Annotated in this window: 19 protein-coding genes and 1 pseudogene; 12 read left to right on the forward strand and 8 right to left on the reverse strand. The window is 55.1% G+C overall.

Features of this window, described 5'->3' with window-relative positions; translation table 11 throughout:
• Positions 1–15: 15 nt before the first annotated feature.
• The 3 genes from TY09_RS19030 to TY09_RS12870 all read right to left on the reverse strand — a co-directional run bounded on the left by TY09_RS19030 (position 16) and on the right by TY09_RS12870 (position 702).
• Positions 16–144: a helix-turn-helix domain-containing protein gene (locus TY09_RS19030; protein ID WP_411918602.1), complete on the reverse strand. Its 129-nt coding sequence runs from the start codon at positions 142–144 to the stop codon at positions 16–18.
• A 76-nt stretch (positions 145–220) separates the two neighbouring features.
• Positions 221–445: a helix-turn-helix domain-containing protein gene (locus TY09_RS12865; protein ID WP_081759664.1), complete on the reverse strand. Its 225-nt coding sequence runs from the start codon at positions 443–445 to the stop codon at positions 221–223.
• A gap of 44 nt (positions 446–489) precedes the next feature.
• On the reverse strand, positions 490–702 hold the full coding sequence (locus TY09_RS12870) for a helix-turn-helix domain-containing protein (RefSeq protein ID WP_081487997.1): 213 nt from the start codon (positions 700–702) through the stop codon (positions 490–492).
• Between the two features lie 89 nt (positions 703–791).
• Here TY09_RS12870 and TY09_RS18635 point away from each other — a divergent pair, with 89 nt between their 5' ends.
• From TY09_RS18635 to TY09_RS12880, 3 genes are all read left to right on the forward strand, one after another.
• Positions 792–956 (forward strand): hypothetical protein, encoded by a 165-nt coding sequence (locus tag TY09_RS18635; RefSeq protein ID WP_009063312.1) that lies wholly within the window; start codon positions 792–794, stop codon positions 954–956.
• Positions 957–1218: 262 nt separating this feature from the next.
• On the forward strand, positions 1219–1542 hold the full coding sequence (locus TY09_RS12875; protein ID WP_042435091.1) for a hypothetical protein: 324 nt from the start codon (positions 1219–1221) through the stop codon (positions 1540–1542).
• A gap of 56 nt (positions 1543–1598) precedes the next feature.
• Entirely contained in the window at positions 1599–1991 is a 393-nt protein-coding gene (locus TY09_RS12880) for a hypothetical protein (protein ID WP_042435094.1), read from the forward strand.
• A gap of 118 nt (positions 1992–2109) precedes the next feature.
• Here the strand turns inward: TY09_RS12880 and TY09_RS12885 are convergent, their stop codons facing one another.
• From TY09_RS12885 to TY09_RS18375, 5 genes are all read right to left on the reverse strand, one after another.
• Positions 2110–2439, reverse strand: a complete 330-nt coding sequence (locus TY09_RS12885) for a DHCW motif cupin fold protein (protein ID WP_042435099.1) — start codon at positions 2437–2439, stop codon at positions 2110–2112.
• 404 nt (positions 2440–2843) lie between these two features.
• A complete protein-coding gene (locus tag TY09_RS12890; RefSeq protein WP_042435102.1) occupies positions 2844–3863 on the reverse strand; it encodes a homoserine dehydrogenase in 1020 nt (339 codons plus the stop codon).
• 299 nt (positions 3864–4162) lie between these two features.
• The gene (locus TY09_RS12895; RefSeq protein ID WP_042435104.1) at positions 4163–5326 is read right to left on the reverse strand and encodes a 3-phosphoglycerate dehydrogenase family protein; all 1164 of its coding nucleotides are present in this window, start codon (positions 5324–5326) and stop codon (positions 4163–4165) included.
• Between the two features lie 139 nt (positions 5327–5465).
• Entirely contained in the window at positions 5466–6551 is a 1086-nt protein-coding gene (gene serC, locus TY09_RS12900; RefSeq protein ID WP_042435106.1) for a 3-phosphoserine/phosphohydroxythreonine transaminase, read from the reverse strand.
• 77 nt (positions 6552–6628) lie between these two features.
• Complete coding sequence (locus TY09_RS18375; RefSeq protein WP_157037052.1) at positions 6629–6775, reverse strand: hypothetical protein; 147 nt, start codon at positions 6773–6775, stop codon at positions 6629–6631.
• A 109-nt stretch (positions 6776–6884) separates the two neighbouring features.
• Here TY09_RS18375 and TY09_RS12905 point away from each other — a divergent pair, with 109 nt between their 5' ends.
• From TY09_RS12905 to TY09_RS12945, 9 genes and pseudogenes are all read left to right on the forward strand, one after another.
• The gene (locus TY09_RS12905; RefSeq protein ID WP_042435109.1) at positions 6885–7637 is read left to right on the forward strand and encodes a YdcF family protein; all 753 of its coding nucleotides are present in this window, start codon (positions 6885–6887) and stop codon (positions 7635–7637) included.
• A 197-nt stretch (positions 7638–7834) separates the two neighbouring features.
• Positions 7835–9112, forward strand: a complete 1278-nt coding sequence (locus TY09_RS12910) for a dihydroorotase (RefSeq protein ID WP_042435112.1) — start codon at positions 7835–7837, stop codon at positions 9110–9112.
• Positions 9113–9238: 126 nt separating this feature from the next.
• On the forward strand, positions 9239–10168 hold the full coding sequence (gene pyrF, locus TY09_RS12915; protein WP_042435113.1) for an orotidine-5'-phosphate decarboxylase: 930 nt from the start codon (positions 9239–9241) through the stop codon (positions 10166–10168).
• A gap of 5 nt (positions 10169–10173) precedes the next feature.
• Entirely contained in the window at positions 10174–10944 is a 771-nt protein-coding gene (locus TY09_RS12920) for a dihydroorotate dehydrogenase electron transfer subunit (protein WP_042435115.1), read from the forward strand.
• Positions 10945–10947: 3 nt separating this feature from the next.
• Positions 10948–11859, forward strand: coding sequence for a dihydroorotate dehydrogenase (locus tag TY09_RS12925; protein ID WP_042435116.1), 912 nt, complete (start codon positions 10948–10950; stop codon positions 11857–11859).
• Between the two features lie 22 nt (positions 11860–11881).
• Positions 11882–12538: a histidine phosphatase family protein gene (locus TY09_RS12930; protein ID WP_009063226.1), complete on the forward strand. Its 657-nt coding sequence runs from the start codon at positions 11882–11884 to the stop codon at positions 12536–12538.
• Positions 12539–12648: 110 nt separating this feature from the next.
• Positions 12649–13098: a Holliday junction resolvase RuvX gene (ruvX, locus tag TY09_RS12935; RefSeq protein ID WP_042435120.1), complete on the forward strand. Its 450-nt coding sequence runs from the start codon at positions 12649–12651 to the stop codon at positions 13096–13098.
• A gap of 217 nt (positions 13099–13315) precedes the next feature.
• Positions 13316–13693: a BlaI/MecI/CopY family transcriptional regulator gene (locus TY09_RS12940; protein WP_042435123.1), complete on the forward strand. Its 378-nt coding sequence runs from the start codon at positions 13316–13318 to the stop codon at positions 13691–13693.
• A gap of 1 nt (position 13694) precedes the next feature.
• A pseudogene (locus TY09_RS12945) lies at positions 13695–13946 on the forward strand (hypothetical protein); the annotation flags it as partial.

A 13946-nucleotide genomic window follows, 5' to 3' on the forward strand; every position in this document is an offset into this window, starting at 1 on the left:
GTTTTTGCTATTCGATTACCGATAAGGTCTGCTGTCGTCCGTCAGGCCGACCAGATAATCTACACTGGTATGATACAGCTGTGCCAGCCGAATCATCCTGTGTAAGGGGATTTCTCTCTCCCCACGCTCATATTTTGAATACAACGACTAGTCGCAGAGTAAAAACTCCGCCACCTGCTTTTGGGTCAGATCGTGGTGTTCACGCATATCGCGGATTCTTTTAGACGAACAGTTCTTCATAACCGACACCAAGCGCCGTTTTTAACGCCTTGATTTCATCGGGATATAGGTGGCGCTGCCCCACCTCTATTTTAGCCAAAGCGCTTCTGGTCAGGTCACAGCCGGCCACCTGTAGCCGGGCAGACAGCTCCTCCTGTGTCAGCCCTTTTGCTAGCCGAAGGGCACTGATCTTTTTCCCCATCATTTTGCTGTATTCGTAATTCACTGGTACCCTCCTGCAAAAAGCACACTTGTTATACCGTCGAACAATTAGCGATAGGGTCTACTATCATCCGTCAGGCCAGCCAGATAATCCACACTGGTATGATACAGCTGTGCAAGCTTAACCATCATATTTAAGGGAATTTCCCTCTCTCCTCGCTCATATTTTGAATACAACGACTGGTCGCAGAGTAAAAATTCTGCTACCTGTTTTTGCGTCATATCATGGTCTTCGCGCATATCACGAATCCTGATTTTCATTTTCATCACCAACTCAAGTATATCCAAGGACAAATAGTCCTATTGACATTTTGGACTATTTGTCCTAAAATAACATTGAGGTGATGCCCATGCCAGATTATCAAAAAATGTACTTAACGCTGTTCAATAAAATAAGCGACACGATCGAAGAGCTGAGGCAAGCGCAGGCCGAAACGGAGGAGCTGTATTTAGACAGCACGGAAGCCAACCTGCACCTGCTGCAGCCAGAAAAAGAATCGTCAGCTAAAAAATAAGGCGACCACAATTGCGGCAGCCCTATTTTTTAAGAACGATAAATGGAACTTGGGATTATTGCATCCAGTCAGGCCATAAAAAACCATGTTGAAGATAAGCGTGCTGTTATGTAAATACATAAACCGCAGCATTCACCATAATAATTGTTGATTAGTATAATTTATTGACAATTTCTATTTACAATGTTATGTTAATCATATCAACCTTCTTGATGGTAAGGTGGAAATGAATTCTCCATTATTCAGAAAGCAGGGATATCTTGTGAAATATAAAGGTAAACCGAATTGGATTACACGAACAATTCTGATCCTCTGTATGGTCACTCTACTTATCAGCGGAATAAAGAGTCACTACCCGCCCTGGGACCCTACTCGACACTGGTTTGAACTTGCGGACATCGCTTTGTTCTTTCTCCTTCTGGTTTATTTTCTGTATGACTGGGTGCGGATGCGGCGCTATTACCAAAACGAAGGGGCAGAGGCCCCGCGGCAAATTCGCCGCAGGCAGATGCTTTGGTACACGCTTGCGCTGATCTTGTACGTGGGCTTCCTGATTTGGATCGTAGCAAATTTTCTAGGCAAGTAAGTCGGAGCCGACCATTTTGATCGGCCTGAAAAGAGACACCTGAAGGAGGAAAACCTGTGAAAAAGAATCCGAAGGAAAAACCGGAGGAAAGCGAAAACAAAAATGCTTTGCTGAGGGGTGTTTCCGCCGCCATGATTCTCATCGGCATTTTAAAAGTGTTTTTCTCTTCGCAGGACTCCGCGATCCGGTGGTTTGAACTCCTCCTTGCCGTCGCATTTCTTCTCACCTGCGCAGGCGTTACTTATGATCTGATCAAGAAGCTTCGCTTATCCCGCGAGGAGGAAATCGAGCCCCAGCGGGAAATCAACAAAACGCCGCGGCCCCGGCGCGGCAGAATGCTGCTCAGCGGCCTGACCACGATCGTGTTATCGCTTTTGGCCGCTCTGTTCGCGTTCGCCCACTTCGTCGGCTACCCCTTATCGGAGCTTCTATTCACGCTGATCAAATAAACATCAAAAAGGCTGCCGCAATTCGAAAATTGCGGCAGCCTTTTTAAAACAGATCTCCCTCTGCACGAAGCAAAGGGAGATCCTCTGTGAGCGTTTCCATATGTATCACGGGGCAAAATCAGTCTACGATGAAAAGCTTCGCTCCCTTTTCCGTGTGGGAACGATGAGGGTTGATATCTTCGGCGACCTGATAGCTTATTCCGGGCGTCATCGTAAACTCTCGCCCGTCTTCCAGCTCGGTTACCAGCTCTCCCTCCAAAACGAGAAGGACATGGCCGCGCTTACACCAGTGATCCGCAAAATATCCCGGGGTGTATTCCACCATGCGGACGCGGATATTTCCCATTTCAAAGGTACGCCAGCGGGCTTCTCCGGTCACGCCCGGATGTACTGTGGGCTCAATCGAGCTCCAGTCGACAGTGCAGAACGGAACTTCCTGAATTACCATATCATTACCTCTCTTTCTTTTATCAACGCGCCAAGACTAGGCGCATCCATGCAAAGGTACGGGTCATCGCCGTAATTCTCTATTCCCAGATTCTTGGCGGCGTTTGCTGCCAGAATACGATCGCGCTAAGCTTGATGATATCGAGGCTCTTTCCCTTGATTTCGGGCCCGCGAATTGCTCCTTGTCCTTTTCGGTCAGCTTGCGGGTATCGCTGCTTTTGCCCTTCAGGGGTTGGGCCCACTCGATCGCGGGATGATGATTTGCAGAAAGTAAGGAACAGTCCCGCAATTGTCGGCTCTTTTGCGGCGTTGGCGCCGGAGGTGTTAAACACACTACGATGCCTTTTCCATTGCCTTTGTCCGCCGGAATGTCGCTGACACCTACGCCCGCTCGCCAGCAGCTGGCTACCGGCTGCAAATAGATACGATATCCCTCAGGATAGAGGCAGCGGCAGCCGTAGTGCCCGACGCCCCGCCAATCAATGTCAGTTCCCCTAAGGTATCCGACTCATATCTGACTGCCTTATTTTTGCCGTCTACGTGATATAGAAGGTGCTCCACACTCAGCATCTCGGGCCTGACCATCATCTGGAGCGCTTCCCCTTCCCGTACGGTCCGCCCAATCAGCTTATATCGCTTCCCTTCTGCCCGGGCCATTTGGATATCCTCCGGCGTCAGGCCGGTAATCCCTTCTATTTGGATGTCGGACAGCTTTTTGTCCTGTTTCATAACCACATTAGTAAGGATCAGCAGTTTGAATGCCGTGTCCCACCCGTCCACATCAAAGCTGGGATTTGCTTCCGCGATCCCGCAGGCTTTTGCCTTTTCCAATGCAGCCCCATAGGTGCAGCCGGTATCCTCCATCTCTTTTAAAATATAGTTGGTCGTGCCGTTTAGCACACCCTCGATGGAGTAAACTTCTGAACCGGCCATTTCGATCGTTCCGCCATTGACGGAAGGAAGCGCCCCGCCGCAGGTACACCCAATCCCCAAATGCACCCCGTTTTCTTTTGCAGCCTGAGCCAATTCACGGTAGCTGTGCACAATGGGGCCTTTATTGCCTGTCACAACATGGATTTTATTTTGCAGCGCTTTCAAAATATAGCTCCGTGCCGGTTCCCCTGTTTCCTTATTCGTGCTTGTCAGCTCCACCAGCAAATCGATATCTTTGTTTTGCAGCATAAACTCCGGGGTGATTTCCCTGCTTTCATCCGTATCCTCAATCGTTATGCTTTGCCCATCTTTCGAGGCAGCCAACAATTGGGCGCAATCGATCCCCTGGGGGTTGTAAAGCCCCTTTTTCGACCCCATGATGTAGATCACTTCCAGGTTGACACCCTGTGCCTTCAGCGCAGGGCTTTTTTCTGTAATCAGCTTGATCAAGGCCTTCCCTACACCGCCGTATCCAATTAAACCAATCCTCATTTTGTTTTCTCCTTCGTTATCTCTAACATAACCAAAACACCTGAAAATCGCCTATCAAAAGCATTCGCATTCTCCCCCGCCTGCGGCGGGGGAGAATGCCCCAGCCTATTAACCCGATCCTGAGGGGAAATCCCTCCAGCATCCACAAAAGGGTAAAAAAAAACTGCTTTTCAAGGTTTCCTCATTGTCACTGGGTTCCAGCGGCCACCAAAAAAAGCAGTTCATCATCACTTGATATTTAACTCTGCGCCCTCCACCTTCGCCGTGGGGCGGCAGTACGCGTCAGGTTCAGGATGGGTTCAGCGAATCACGCGCAGGCGGATGATTTCTTCCATCTGCCTCATCGGCTCAAGCGCCGCGTCGTCCACCTCGCCGGTCACATCCAGAATCGTGTAGGCATAATCGCCTCTCGATTTGCTCTGCATGTTCTCAATATTGATGCCCGCGTTGGCCATCACGCCGGAAAAGCGGCTGATGGTATTGCGCACATTACGATGAAAAACGCAGATGCGAACCGCATGGGCGCGGGGCATGGAAATCGACGGCATATTGACAGAATTGCGGATATTACCGTTCTCGAGGAATTCTTTCAGCTCATCCACCGCCATGCGGGCGCAGTTCTCTTCCGACTCGGGGGTGGAAGCGCCCAGGTGGGGAATCGCCAGAACATTTTCAACGCCGATCAGCTCATCGGACGGGAAATCGGTGGCGTATGCCGCGATCTTGCCGGATTTCAGGCCATCGAGCACAGAAGCGGTATCTACCAGTTCGCCGCGCGCAAAGTTCAAAATGCGAACTTCATCCCTCATCTTTGCGATGGAGTCGACATTGATCAGACCCTTGGTGTCGGGCGTGAGCGGAACATGAACGGTCAGATAATCGCAGTTTTCAAAGATCTCGTCAAGCGTTCTGGCATGGTGCACCCAGCGGGACAGGCCCCAGGCCGCATCCACGGAAAGGTACGGGTCGTAGCCGTAAACCTCCATCCCCAGATTCTTGGCGGCATTCGCTACCAGAATGCCGATTGCGCCAAGACCGATGACGCCAAGGCTCTTGCCCTTGATTTCGGGGCCTGCGAACTGACCCTTGCCCTTTTCGACCAGCTTGCTGACATCGCTGCCCTTGCCCTTCAGGGTTTTGGTCCACTCGAGTGCGGGGGCGATTTTGCGGGAGGTGAGGAACAGCCCCGCGATGACCAGCTCTTTTACGGCGTTGGCGTTGGCGCCGGGCGTGTTGAACACCACGATGCCGCGCTCGCTGCATTTGTCTACCGGAATGTTGTTAACGCCTGCGCCCGCTCTGGCGATGGCCAGCAGCTCACTCGGCAGCTCCAGGTCGTGCATGGCGGCGGAGCGCACCAGAATTCCCTCCGGGTTTTGGATGTCATTGCCGTACTCATAGCCCTGCCCAAGGCGCGAAAGGCCTTCTTCTGCAATATTGTTCAGTGTTTTAACACGATACATTTCTTTGAGCCCTCTGTTCTTTCTGCATATTTAAAATCATTTTCACCGAAAAAGGTCGCTGATTTCCTCCCCACCACAGGCGGGGAGGAAACTCCTGTTTGAATGATACCTTTTTTCAGGTGAAGGAACAATAAAGGAATCAGGCGTTGTTTTTTTCAAACTCCGCCATGAAATCCACAAGCTTTTGCACGCCCTCGATGGGCATCGCGTTGTAAATGGAAGCGCGCATGCCGCCTACGGAGCGGTGTCCCTTCAGGTTGACAAAGCCGGCTGCCTCCGCCTCTTTGACGAATTTCTTATCCAACTCGTCGTTGCCGGTCACGAACGGTACGTTCATTAAAGAACGATCCTTTTTCACGACCGTGCCGCGGAACATCTTCGATTGATCGAGGAAATCGTACAGAATCCCCGCTTTTTTCTCATTGTGGGCCTTCATGCCCTCCAGAGAACCGAACTCGCTCTTGATCCACTCCAGCACCAGTCCGCAGATATAAATCGGGTAGCAGGGCGGTGTGTTGAACAAAGAGCCGTTGTCCGCGTGAATCTTATAATTGAACATGGTGGGAGTAAACTCTTTGGCATGGCCGATCAGATCCTCGCGAACGATCACCATGGTAAGGCCCGCGGGCGCAACGTTCTTCTGCGCGCCGGCAAACAGCAGACCGAATTTAGAAACATCGATCGGCTCGCTGAGAATGCAGGAGGAAATATCCGCAACCAGCGGCACGTTCCCGGTTTCGGGGAGCTTCGTATAGCGGGTGCCGTAAATGGTGTTGTTCATGCAAATGTAGAAGTAATCCGCATCCGGCGTAAAGGTTGCGGGGTCAAGCTCGGGGATATAGCTGAAGGTCTTGTCTTTGGAGGAAGCCACAATGTGAGCCTCACCGTAGCGGGACGCTTCCTCCTGCGCCTTTGCGGCCCATTGACCGGTAACGACAAAATCCGCCTTGCCGCTGTTTACCATCAGGTTCAGCGGAACCATCGCAAACTGCGACCAGCCGCCGCCCTGCAAAAACAGCACTTTATAGTTTTCGGGAATGTTCATCAGCTCGCGAAGACAACTTTCCGCGGACTCGATGATTCCTTCAAAGATTTTAGATCGATGGGACATCTCCATAACTGACTGGCCGCTGCCCTGGTAATCTAACATTTCTTCTGCCGCACGGCGCAAAACCGCTTCCGGCAGGACGGAAGGACCCGCAGAAAAGTTATACACGCGTTTCATAAATGAACCTCCAATTGGTTTATAAAATAGTATTTTAATTATAGCCCTTTCCAAAAATCAAGTCAATTCCCTGCCATTTAAAAAGCGTTTGCCATATTGCCCGTATTTTCCCGGCCAAATCGGTGTTTTTCCGGCATATATTCCTGTTCGTTCTCCTCCTCACCTCCCGTTTCCTTTTCATTTCTTGCTTTTTTTGTTATACTAAAGAAAAAATCAGGTTTCATGCCGTTCCCGCAGAGAAAAAAAGGGAATGCCGGGCCAGGATAAATGCCCGCAGTCTCTCGATTTCAAAGCCCGGGAACGGTGACTGATCTTCAAAAAGGAGTGCTTGACATGAAAAGGCTGATCTTGCTGTTACCCGCCGCCGGGCTGATCTGGTACCTGTGGCCCGGCAGTGTCGGCATTTGGAATATCGGGAATTACCTCGGTATCGGGCTGTGCGTCTTTCTTCTTTTGTGGGGCGGATTTGCGCCGCTGCTGAAACGCCGCGCCGAAGCTGCCGGACATCTAAAAACATACCGCACCGGCACACGGATTCTGTCCGGTCTGCTGGCCGCCGGATTTTTATGGGCTGGGGTTCTGACAGTGCAGATGATCCTTGCCGCAAACTACACGCCCCCGGCCAGCACCCCGGCCATCGTGCTGGGCAGCCAGGTTCGGGGGGACGAGCCCAGCCTTGACCTTTGGGCGCGCATCGGCGCGGCGGAACGCTACCTGAAAGAAAATCCCGAAGCCATGTGTGTCGCGAGCGGCGGGCAGGGCGAGGGAGAAAACCGCAGCGAAGCCGAGGTGATCCGCGAAAAGCTGGTTGAGCGCGGTATTTCGGCCGACCGGATTCTGCTGGAGGACCGCTCTGAAAGCACGGAGGAAAACATTCGGTATTCCAAAGAGCTGCTGGACAAGCACAACCTTGGTTTTAACGCAGCGATCGTGACCGATGAATACCATCAGCTGCGCGCCTCGTGGCTGGCCAAGCGGCAGGGGCTGACCCCCTATGCCGTGAGCGCCGAAAGCCCACGCAATATCTTATCTGCCATGTACACCCGCGAGCTGCTTGCGCTCACCGCGACGCTGCTGCAGAGCTAAAGAACGATCGGCACATTGGCAAAGAAGTTTCGGCAAACGACTCGCTTTTTCGGAACAGTTGCGCGGTTTACGGACTTCCCCAAATCATGTATAATAGGAATAGAAAGAAACCGTTCTTCCCCCGCCTTTGGCGGGGGAAGAACTAAAATATCCTTTTGATAGTACGGCTACAAAAAGAATATACAGGAGGCGGCATTATGGCGGAACAGCTTCTTATCCGGGGCGCCCGGATTGTAAGCCCTGCGGACGGAATCGACCTCATCGGCGATCTTTTGGTACGGGACGGTGTCATCGCGGAAATCGGCGAGCACCTTTCGGCACAGGGCGCAAGAGTGATCGAAGCGGGCGAACTGACAGCAGCCCCCGGACTGGTGGACATGCATGTTCACCTGCGCGACCCGGGCTTTACGCAGAAGGAGGACATCCAGAGCGGATGCCGCGCAGCGGCAGCGGGCGGCGTCACGAGCCTTCTGGCAATGCCGAACACCAACCCCGTGACCGACACGCCCGAAGTAGCCCGGGACATTCTCGCCCGCGCGGAGCACGCCGATGCGCGCGTATATGTAACCGCCGCAATCACCACGGGCCTGAAAAGCGAAGTGCTGACCGACATGGCCGCGCTGAAAGCGGCGGGCGTTACCGCCGTTTCAGATGACGGGCGGCCCGTGACCGACACCCGCCTGATGGCCGAAGGAATGAAGCAGGCGGCGCGGCTGGGCCTGCGGGTCGTTTCCCATTGCGAGGATTTATATCTGGCTGCCGGGGGCCTGATGAATGAGGGCGAAATCAGCCGACAGCTCGGCGTGCCGGGCATCCCCGCCGCCGCCGAGGAATGCGGCACCGCGCGGGACATTACGCTGGCCGAATCATATGGAGTGCCGATTCACATCTGCCACGTGAGCACAGCGATCGCCGCCGCGATGATCCGCGACGCAAAACGCCGCGGCGTGCAGGTAACCGCGGAAACCGCCCCGCATTATTTTTCTCTGACGGAGCAGGCGCTGCTTTCTAAAAACGGCGATTGCCGGATGAACCCGCCCCTGCGCACCGAACACGATCTGCTCGCGATCCGCGAAGCGCTGCGCGACGGCACACTCGACGCGATCGCAACCGACCACGCGCCGCACACACCGGCGGAAAAAGCGGATTTTCTCACCGCGCCGAACGGCTCGATCGGCATGGAAACCTCGCTCGCCGTGGGCATCACCTATCTGGTCAACACCGGCTGCCTAACACTTGCGCAGCTGATTGAAAAAATGTCGGTCATCCCGGCAAGGATTCTCGGAATCCCCGGCGGCACGCTGAAACAGGGCGCGCCGGCGGATATCGTCCTGTTCAGCGAAAGCGAGCGCTGGACGGTGGACCCCGCGAAGCTGCACGGAAAAAGCCGCAATACCCCCTTTGCCGGGTTGGAGCTTTCCGGCAAGGTCAAATATACCGTATGCCGCGGTAGCGTCGTCTACCGGGAGGCGTAACGGACACAACGCAGAGCCGCCCGGAATTTCCTTGAAACTCAAACAGGTCTCCCTCGTCATTCGGCGGGGGAGACCGAAAAAAGCGGCCTCACAGCCGACGGCATTTTAAATTGGAGGAGGAGCCTTATGTCACTGGACACGCTGATTGAAAAGATCATCGAAAAGCAAAACCCTACCGTTGCGGGACTGGACCCCAAGCTGGAGTATATTCCCCGCTTTCTTCGGGAAGAATCCTACGCGAAATACGGCAAAACATTGGAGGGCGCAGCCGACGCGGTGCTGCGCTTTAACTGCGCTCTGATCGACGAGCTGGCCCCCATTGTGCCTGCGATCAAGCCCCAGTGCGCCTACTATGAAGCGCTCGGCTGGCCGGGAATGCGCGCGCTGGCCGAAACGATGGATTACGCCCGCGAACGGGGACTGTTCGTCATCACCGACGGCAAGCGCAACGATATCGGCACCACCATGGAGGCGTACGCCAACGCGCACCTGGGCAAAACAGATGTGGACGGCGAGCGGCTGACCACCTTTGCGGGCGACGCGCTGACGGTGAACGCATACCTCGGCTCCGACGGAATCAAGCCCCTGCTTGGTTTATGTAAACAAGAGGATAAGGGCATTTTTGTCCTTGTGAAAACCTCGAACCCCTCCTCCGGCGAGCTGCAGGATCAGCAGCTGAAAAACGGAAAATCCGTCTATTACCAGATGGGCGTGATGTGCGAACAGTGGGGCGAGCTGCTGCCCGGCGCATATGTGTATTCGGGCGTCGGCGCGGTAGTGGGCGCCACCTACCCCGAACAGCTGCGCGAGCTGCGCATTGAATTCCCCCACACGTTCTTCCTTGTACCGGGCTACGGCGCACAGGGAGGCGGCGCGGACGACGTAGCCCCGGCCTTCGACGCCTCGGGCCTCGGCGCGGTGATCAACGCTTCCCGCAGCATTCTGTGCGCGTGGCAGAAGGAAAACGCCCCCGAACAGGAGTTCGCAAAGGCCGCCGCAAGGGAAGCCGTACGCATGCGTGACGCGATTACCACAAGAATCGGGAGGATCGGATAACGCCTATGAAATATGATACGATGCAGTGCGAAATCATCTACCGCAAGCAGCCCGCGCCGGGAATCCACGACTGGATTGTGGATGCGGAGGACTTTGCCCACGCGGCAAAGCCGGGGCAGTTCGTGCATGTGCTGGTGCCGGGCAAAACCCTGCGCCGCCCCATCTCGATCTGCGACATCGACGCGGAGAACGGCACCCTGCGCCTGGTCTTTCAGGAGCGCGGCGAAGGTACCGCGATGCTGGGGCAAAAGCGCCTGGGCGACTTTGTCGACCTGCTGGCCCCGCTGGGCAACGGCTTTGAACTCGGCGACACCAGCCGCCGGGCGCTGTTCGTCGGCGGCGGGATCGGTGTGCCCCCGCTGCTCGCGGCGGCAAGACCATTCGGTCAAAATGCCACAGTAATCCTCGGCTTTCGCAATCAGGAATCGGTGATTCTGGCGCGCGACTTTGCGCTGGCGGGCTGTCGGGTATTCATCGCGACGGACGACGGGAGCATGGGCTTCCACGGTACGGTAGCGGACTGCGCGCGCCAGTACGCGGCGGAAACCGACGTTCTCTTTGCCTGCGGCCCGAAGCCGATGCTGAAAGCGCTCGGCGCTCTGGCGGAGGAACAGAATATCCCCGCCCAGTTTTCGCTGGAGGAGCGCATGGCCTGCGGTGTGGGCGCGTGCCTTGGCTGCGCCTGCAAAATCCTGCGCGACGGCAAAGAAGTCTATGGCCATGTCTGTAAGGACGGCCCCGTCTTTGACAGCCGCAGTATTGTTTGGGAGGAATAACGCATGGCAGATTTGAAAGTAACCGTTGCCGGGGTGGAATTCCAGAATCCGCTGATCGCGGCCTCCGGCACCTTTGGCTTCGGCCACGAATACCTGGAGTTTTTCCCGCTCTCCACGCTCGGCGGCATCTCCTGCAAGGGGATCACACTAAAAGAACGCGCGGGCAATCCCCCGCCGCGCATTGCGGAAACGCCCGGCGGCATGCTCAACGCGGTTGGACTGCAGAATCCCGGCGTCGACACCTTTATGGAAAAGGATCTGCCGTGGCTCTCTCAGCAGGGAACGCGGATTATCGCCAATATTGCGGGCAACACCCCGGCGGAATACTGCGAAATGGCGGAGCGCCTTTCCGACACCGCCGTTGATATGATCGAGCTGAACATCTCCTGCCCGAACGTAAAACAGGGCGGCGTGCACTTCGGCACCTCCTGCGCCGGAGTGGAGGACATCACCGCGCAGGTGCGCAGGTTCTGCAAAAAGCCGCTGATGGTGAAGCTTTCCCCGAACGTTGCGGATATCGGCGACATCGCCGCCGCGGCCGAAAGTGCCGGAGCCGACGCGATTTCTTTGATCAACACGCTGACCGGAATGCGCATCGACATCAAAACCCGCAGGCCCATCCTGCACAACAACACGGGCGGGCTTTCCGGCCCGGCAGTGTTCCCGGTCGCCGTGCGCATGGTTTGGCAGGCCGCCGCAAGGGTGAACATCCCGGTGGTCGGCATGGGCGGCATCTCCACCTGGCAGGACGCGGTCGAAATGCTGTTGGCGGGCGCTACCGCGCTGCAGATCGGCACCGTGTTTTTCAGTGATCCAAAAGCGCCCCTGCATATTTTGAAGGGGCTGAACGAATATATGCAGCAGAACGGAATTTCTTCCGTAACGGAATTGACCGGCGGCATCATGCCCTGGTGACGACAAAGAAAGGGAGCAGTGAATGACCAGAGTGATCTTGATCCGCCATTGTGAGGCGGAAGGAAATGTAAAACAGATTTTTCAGGGGCACACGGATGCTCCAATTACCGAAAACGGGCGCCGTCAGCTGGAACTGCTGGCACTGCGCCTGCGCAACACCAAAATCGATGTGCTGTATTCCAGCCCGCTGGTGCGCGCGTATGAAACGGCTGTGGCGATCAACCAATACCACAACCTGCCCATTTTGCAGGAGCAGGGGCTGATGGAACTGGACGGCGGCGAATGGGAGGGCATTCCGTGGACGGACCTGCCCGAGAAATTCCCCGAAATGGCGGAAATCTGGTGGACGGCGCCGTACGAGTTCGTTTCTGAGCAGGGAGAAAGCATGCGGCAGATTTACGACCGCATCTGGGACACCGTGATGCGTCTGGTTCAGGAAAACCCCGGCAAAACGATCGCTGTGACCAGCCACGGCTGCGCCATCCGCAATTTTCTCTGCCGCGCCGCGGGATGGCCGATCGAACAGCTCAACGATATGGACTGGAGCGATAACACCGCGGTGAGCATTGTCGACTTTGACGAGGAGCGGAACGCCATCATCCGTCTGAAAAATGATGCTTCCCACCTGACCGGAGAGCCCACTTGCGCCGCTCCCCGCGACTGGACGCGGAAGAACTGACGATTGATAACTGGGCCGGGCAATTTTCCCGCGCCTTTGGCAAGAGAGAATAGCGGCTTTGTGATACGCTTTTCAAAGACAGATTTTGATTTCAAACGGGAGGGCCTGCGATGAAGATACTGGCAGTAGATTTGGGCAAGGCGCGCACCGGCCTTGCGATATGCGACGAGGGCGAGCTTCTGGCCAGCCCGCTTGCGGTGGTGCAGGAGCACAGCCCGGATCGCCTGTGCCAGGCCATAGCGGAAGCCGCGCAGGCACAGAAAGCAAAGCTGCTGGTGGTGGGCCTGCCGCGCAACATGGACGGCAGCGAAGGAGAAAGCGCCCAAAACGCCCGCGCGTTTGGGGCCAGGCTCGAGCAGGAAAGCGGCATTCCCGTTACCTTTTGCGACGAGCGCGGAACCACCATCACAGCGCACAATTACCTGAACGCGACCGACACGCGCGGCAAACGCCGCAAGGCCGTGGTAGACGCTGTGGCTGCTACCATCATTCTGGAGAATTACCTTACGTACCGTAAAAACCGGCGGACGGAGCCCGCCGACCCGCCGCAGGGCGGATGAAGCCCCTGTATACCATATCATTTGGCACCTTATTTCGGCCAGTCAGGCCCGAAGTAAGGTGTTTTTCATTTTAAATAAAGAGCGGGGCGTTCTGCGCCCTGATTGGCATCATACAGCCATATTCCGCATAAAAATATTTTTTGAAACCTGCTTGACAATCAATTAAGACAAATGTAGAATACGCATAAAGACATTTGTAGAATTTGGAGGCACAGCTATGGGCGTGGTAAAAAGGCTCCCTGATGCGGAATTTGAAATTATGAAAGTGGTTTGGGCCAACCAGCCGCCCATCACGACCGGAATGGTTATGGAACAGCTGGGGAAAGAGAAAGAATGGAAAGCGCAGACCATCCTGACGCTCATGCTTCGATTGGTGGAACGCGGCTTTCTCCGCACGGAAAAGAACGGGAAAGAGCGTACTTATTTTCCCCTGATCAGCAAGAAAGAATATCTGAAATTTGAAACCGGAGATTTTATGGAACGCTTTCACGGGAACTCGTTTACCAGCCTGGTTACCGCGCTGTATGACGGCAAGAAGCTGAAGGAAAGCGATCTTGACCAGCTGGAAGAGTGGCTGAAAGAAAAGAGGGATTGATATGCGGGCTTTTCTGACCACTTTACTGCAATGCTCCCTTTCCATGACGCTGGTAACGCTCGCCTATGCGGCGGTGCTTCCTCTTTTATCAAAACGGTACGCCGCAAAATGGCGGTATCTGATCTGGCTGGTCATCGCAGTGGGATGGGTCATCCCTTTCCGCCCGCAGTTTGACCTGTTCCCCGTGCAGGAAACGCCGATCCCCGTGAACCCCGGGCCGCTGATTCCGCCGTTCGGCGGGTTCCTCCCACCC

Origin of the sequence: Faecalispora jeddahensis (assembly GCF_000577335.1) — a bacterium.
Taxonomy (GTDB): domain Bacteria; phylum Bacillota; class Clostridia; order Oscillospirales; family Acutalibacteraceae; genus Faecalispora; species Faecalispora jeddahensis.

What these genes read in the sequence shown, in the direction of transcription:
- TY09_RS12940 (WP_042435123.1), top strand. Translation starts at nt 13,316, where the DNA reads ATGGGCGTGGTAAAAAGGCTCCCTGATGCGGAATTTGAAATTATGAAA.
- TY09_RS18635 (WP_009063312.1), top strand. Translation starts at nt 792, where the DNA reads ATGCCAGATTATCAAAAAATGTACTTAACGCTGTTCAATAAAATAAGC.
- TY09_RS12895 (WP_042435104.1), bottom strand. Translation starts at nt 5,326, where the DNA reads ATGTATCGTGTTAAAACACTGAACAATATTGCAGAAGAAGGCCTTTCG.
- TY09_RS18375 (WP_157037052.1), bottom strand. Translation starts at nt 6,775, where the DNA reads ATGAAACCTGATTTTTTCTTTAGTATAACAAAAAAAGCAAGAAATGAA.
- TY09_RS12925 (WP_042435116.1), top strand. Translation starts at nt 10,948, where the DNA reads ATGGCAGATTTGAAAGTAACCGTTGCCGGGGTGGAATTCCAGAATCCG.
- pyrF (WP_042435113.1), top strand. Translation starts at nt 9,239, where the DNA reads ATGTCACTGGACACGCTGATTGAAAAGATCATCGAAAAGCAAAACCCT.
- TY09_RS12905 (WP_042435109.1), top strand. Translation starts at nt 6,885, where the DNA reads ATGAAAAGGCTGATCTTGCTGTTACCCGCCGCCGGGCTGATCTGGTAC.
- TY09_RS12920 (WP_042435115.1), top strand. Translation starts at nt 10,174, where the DNA reads ATGAAATATGATACGATGCAGTGCGAAATCATCTACCGCAAGCAGCCC.
- TY09_RS12910 (WP_042435112.1), top strand. Translation starts at nt 7,835, where the DNA reads ATGGCGGAACAGCTTCTTATCCGGGGCGCCCGGATTGTAAGCCCTGCG.
- TY09_RS12930 (WP_009063226.1), top strand. Translation starts at nt 11,882, where the DNA reads ATGACCAGAGTGATCTTGATCCGCCATTGTGAGGCGGAAGGAAATGTA.
- TY09_RS12870 (WP_081487997.1), bottom strand. Translation starts at nt 702, where the DNA reads ATGAAAATCAGGATTCGTGATATGCGCGAAGACCATGATATGACGCAA.
- ruvX (WP_042435120.1), top strand. Translation starts at nt 12,649, where the DNA reads ATGAAGATACTGGCAGTAGATTTGGGCAAGGCGCGCACCGGCCTTGCG.
- TY09_RS12885 (WP_042435099.1), bottom strand. Translation starts at nt 2,439, where the DNA reads ATGGTAATTCAGGAAGTTCCGTTCTGCACTGTCGACTGGAGCTCGATT.
- TY09_RS12890 (WP_042435102.1), bottom strand. Translation starts at nt 3,863, where the DNA reads ATGAGGATTGGTTTAATTGGATACGGCGGTGTAGGGAAGGCCTTGATC.
- serC (WP_042435106.1), bottom strand. Translation starts at nt 6,551, where the DNA reads ATGAAACGCGTGTATAACTTTTCTGCGGGTCCTTCCGTCCTGCCGGAA.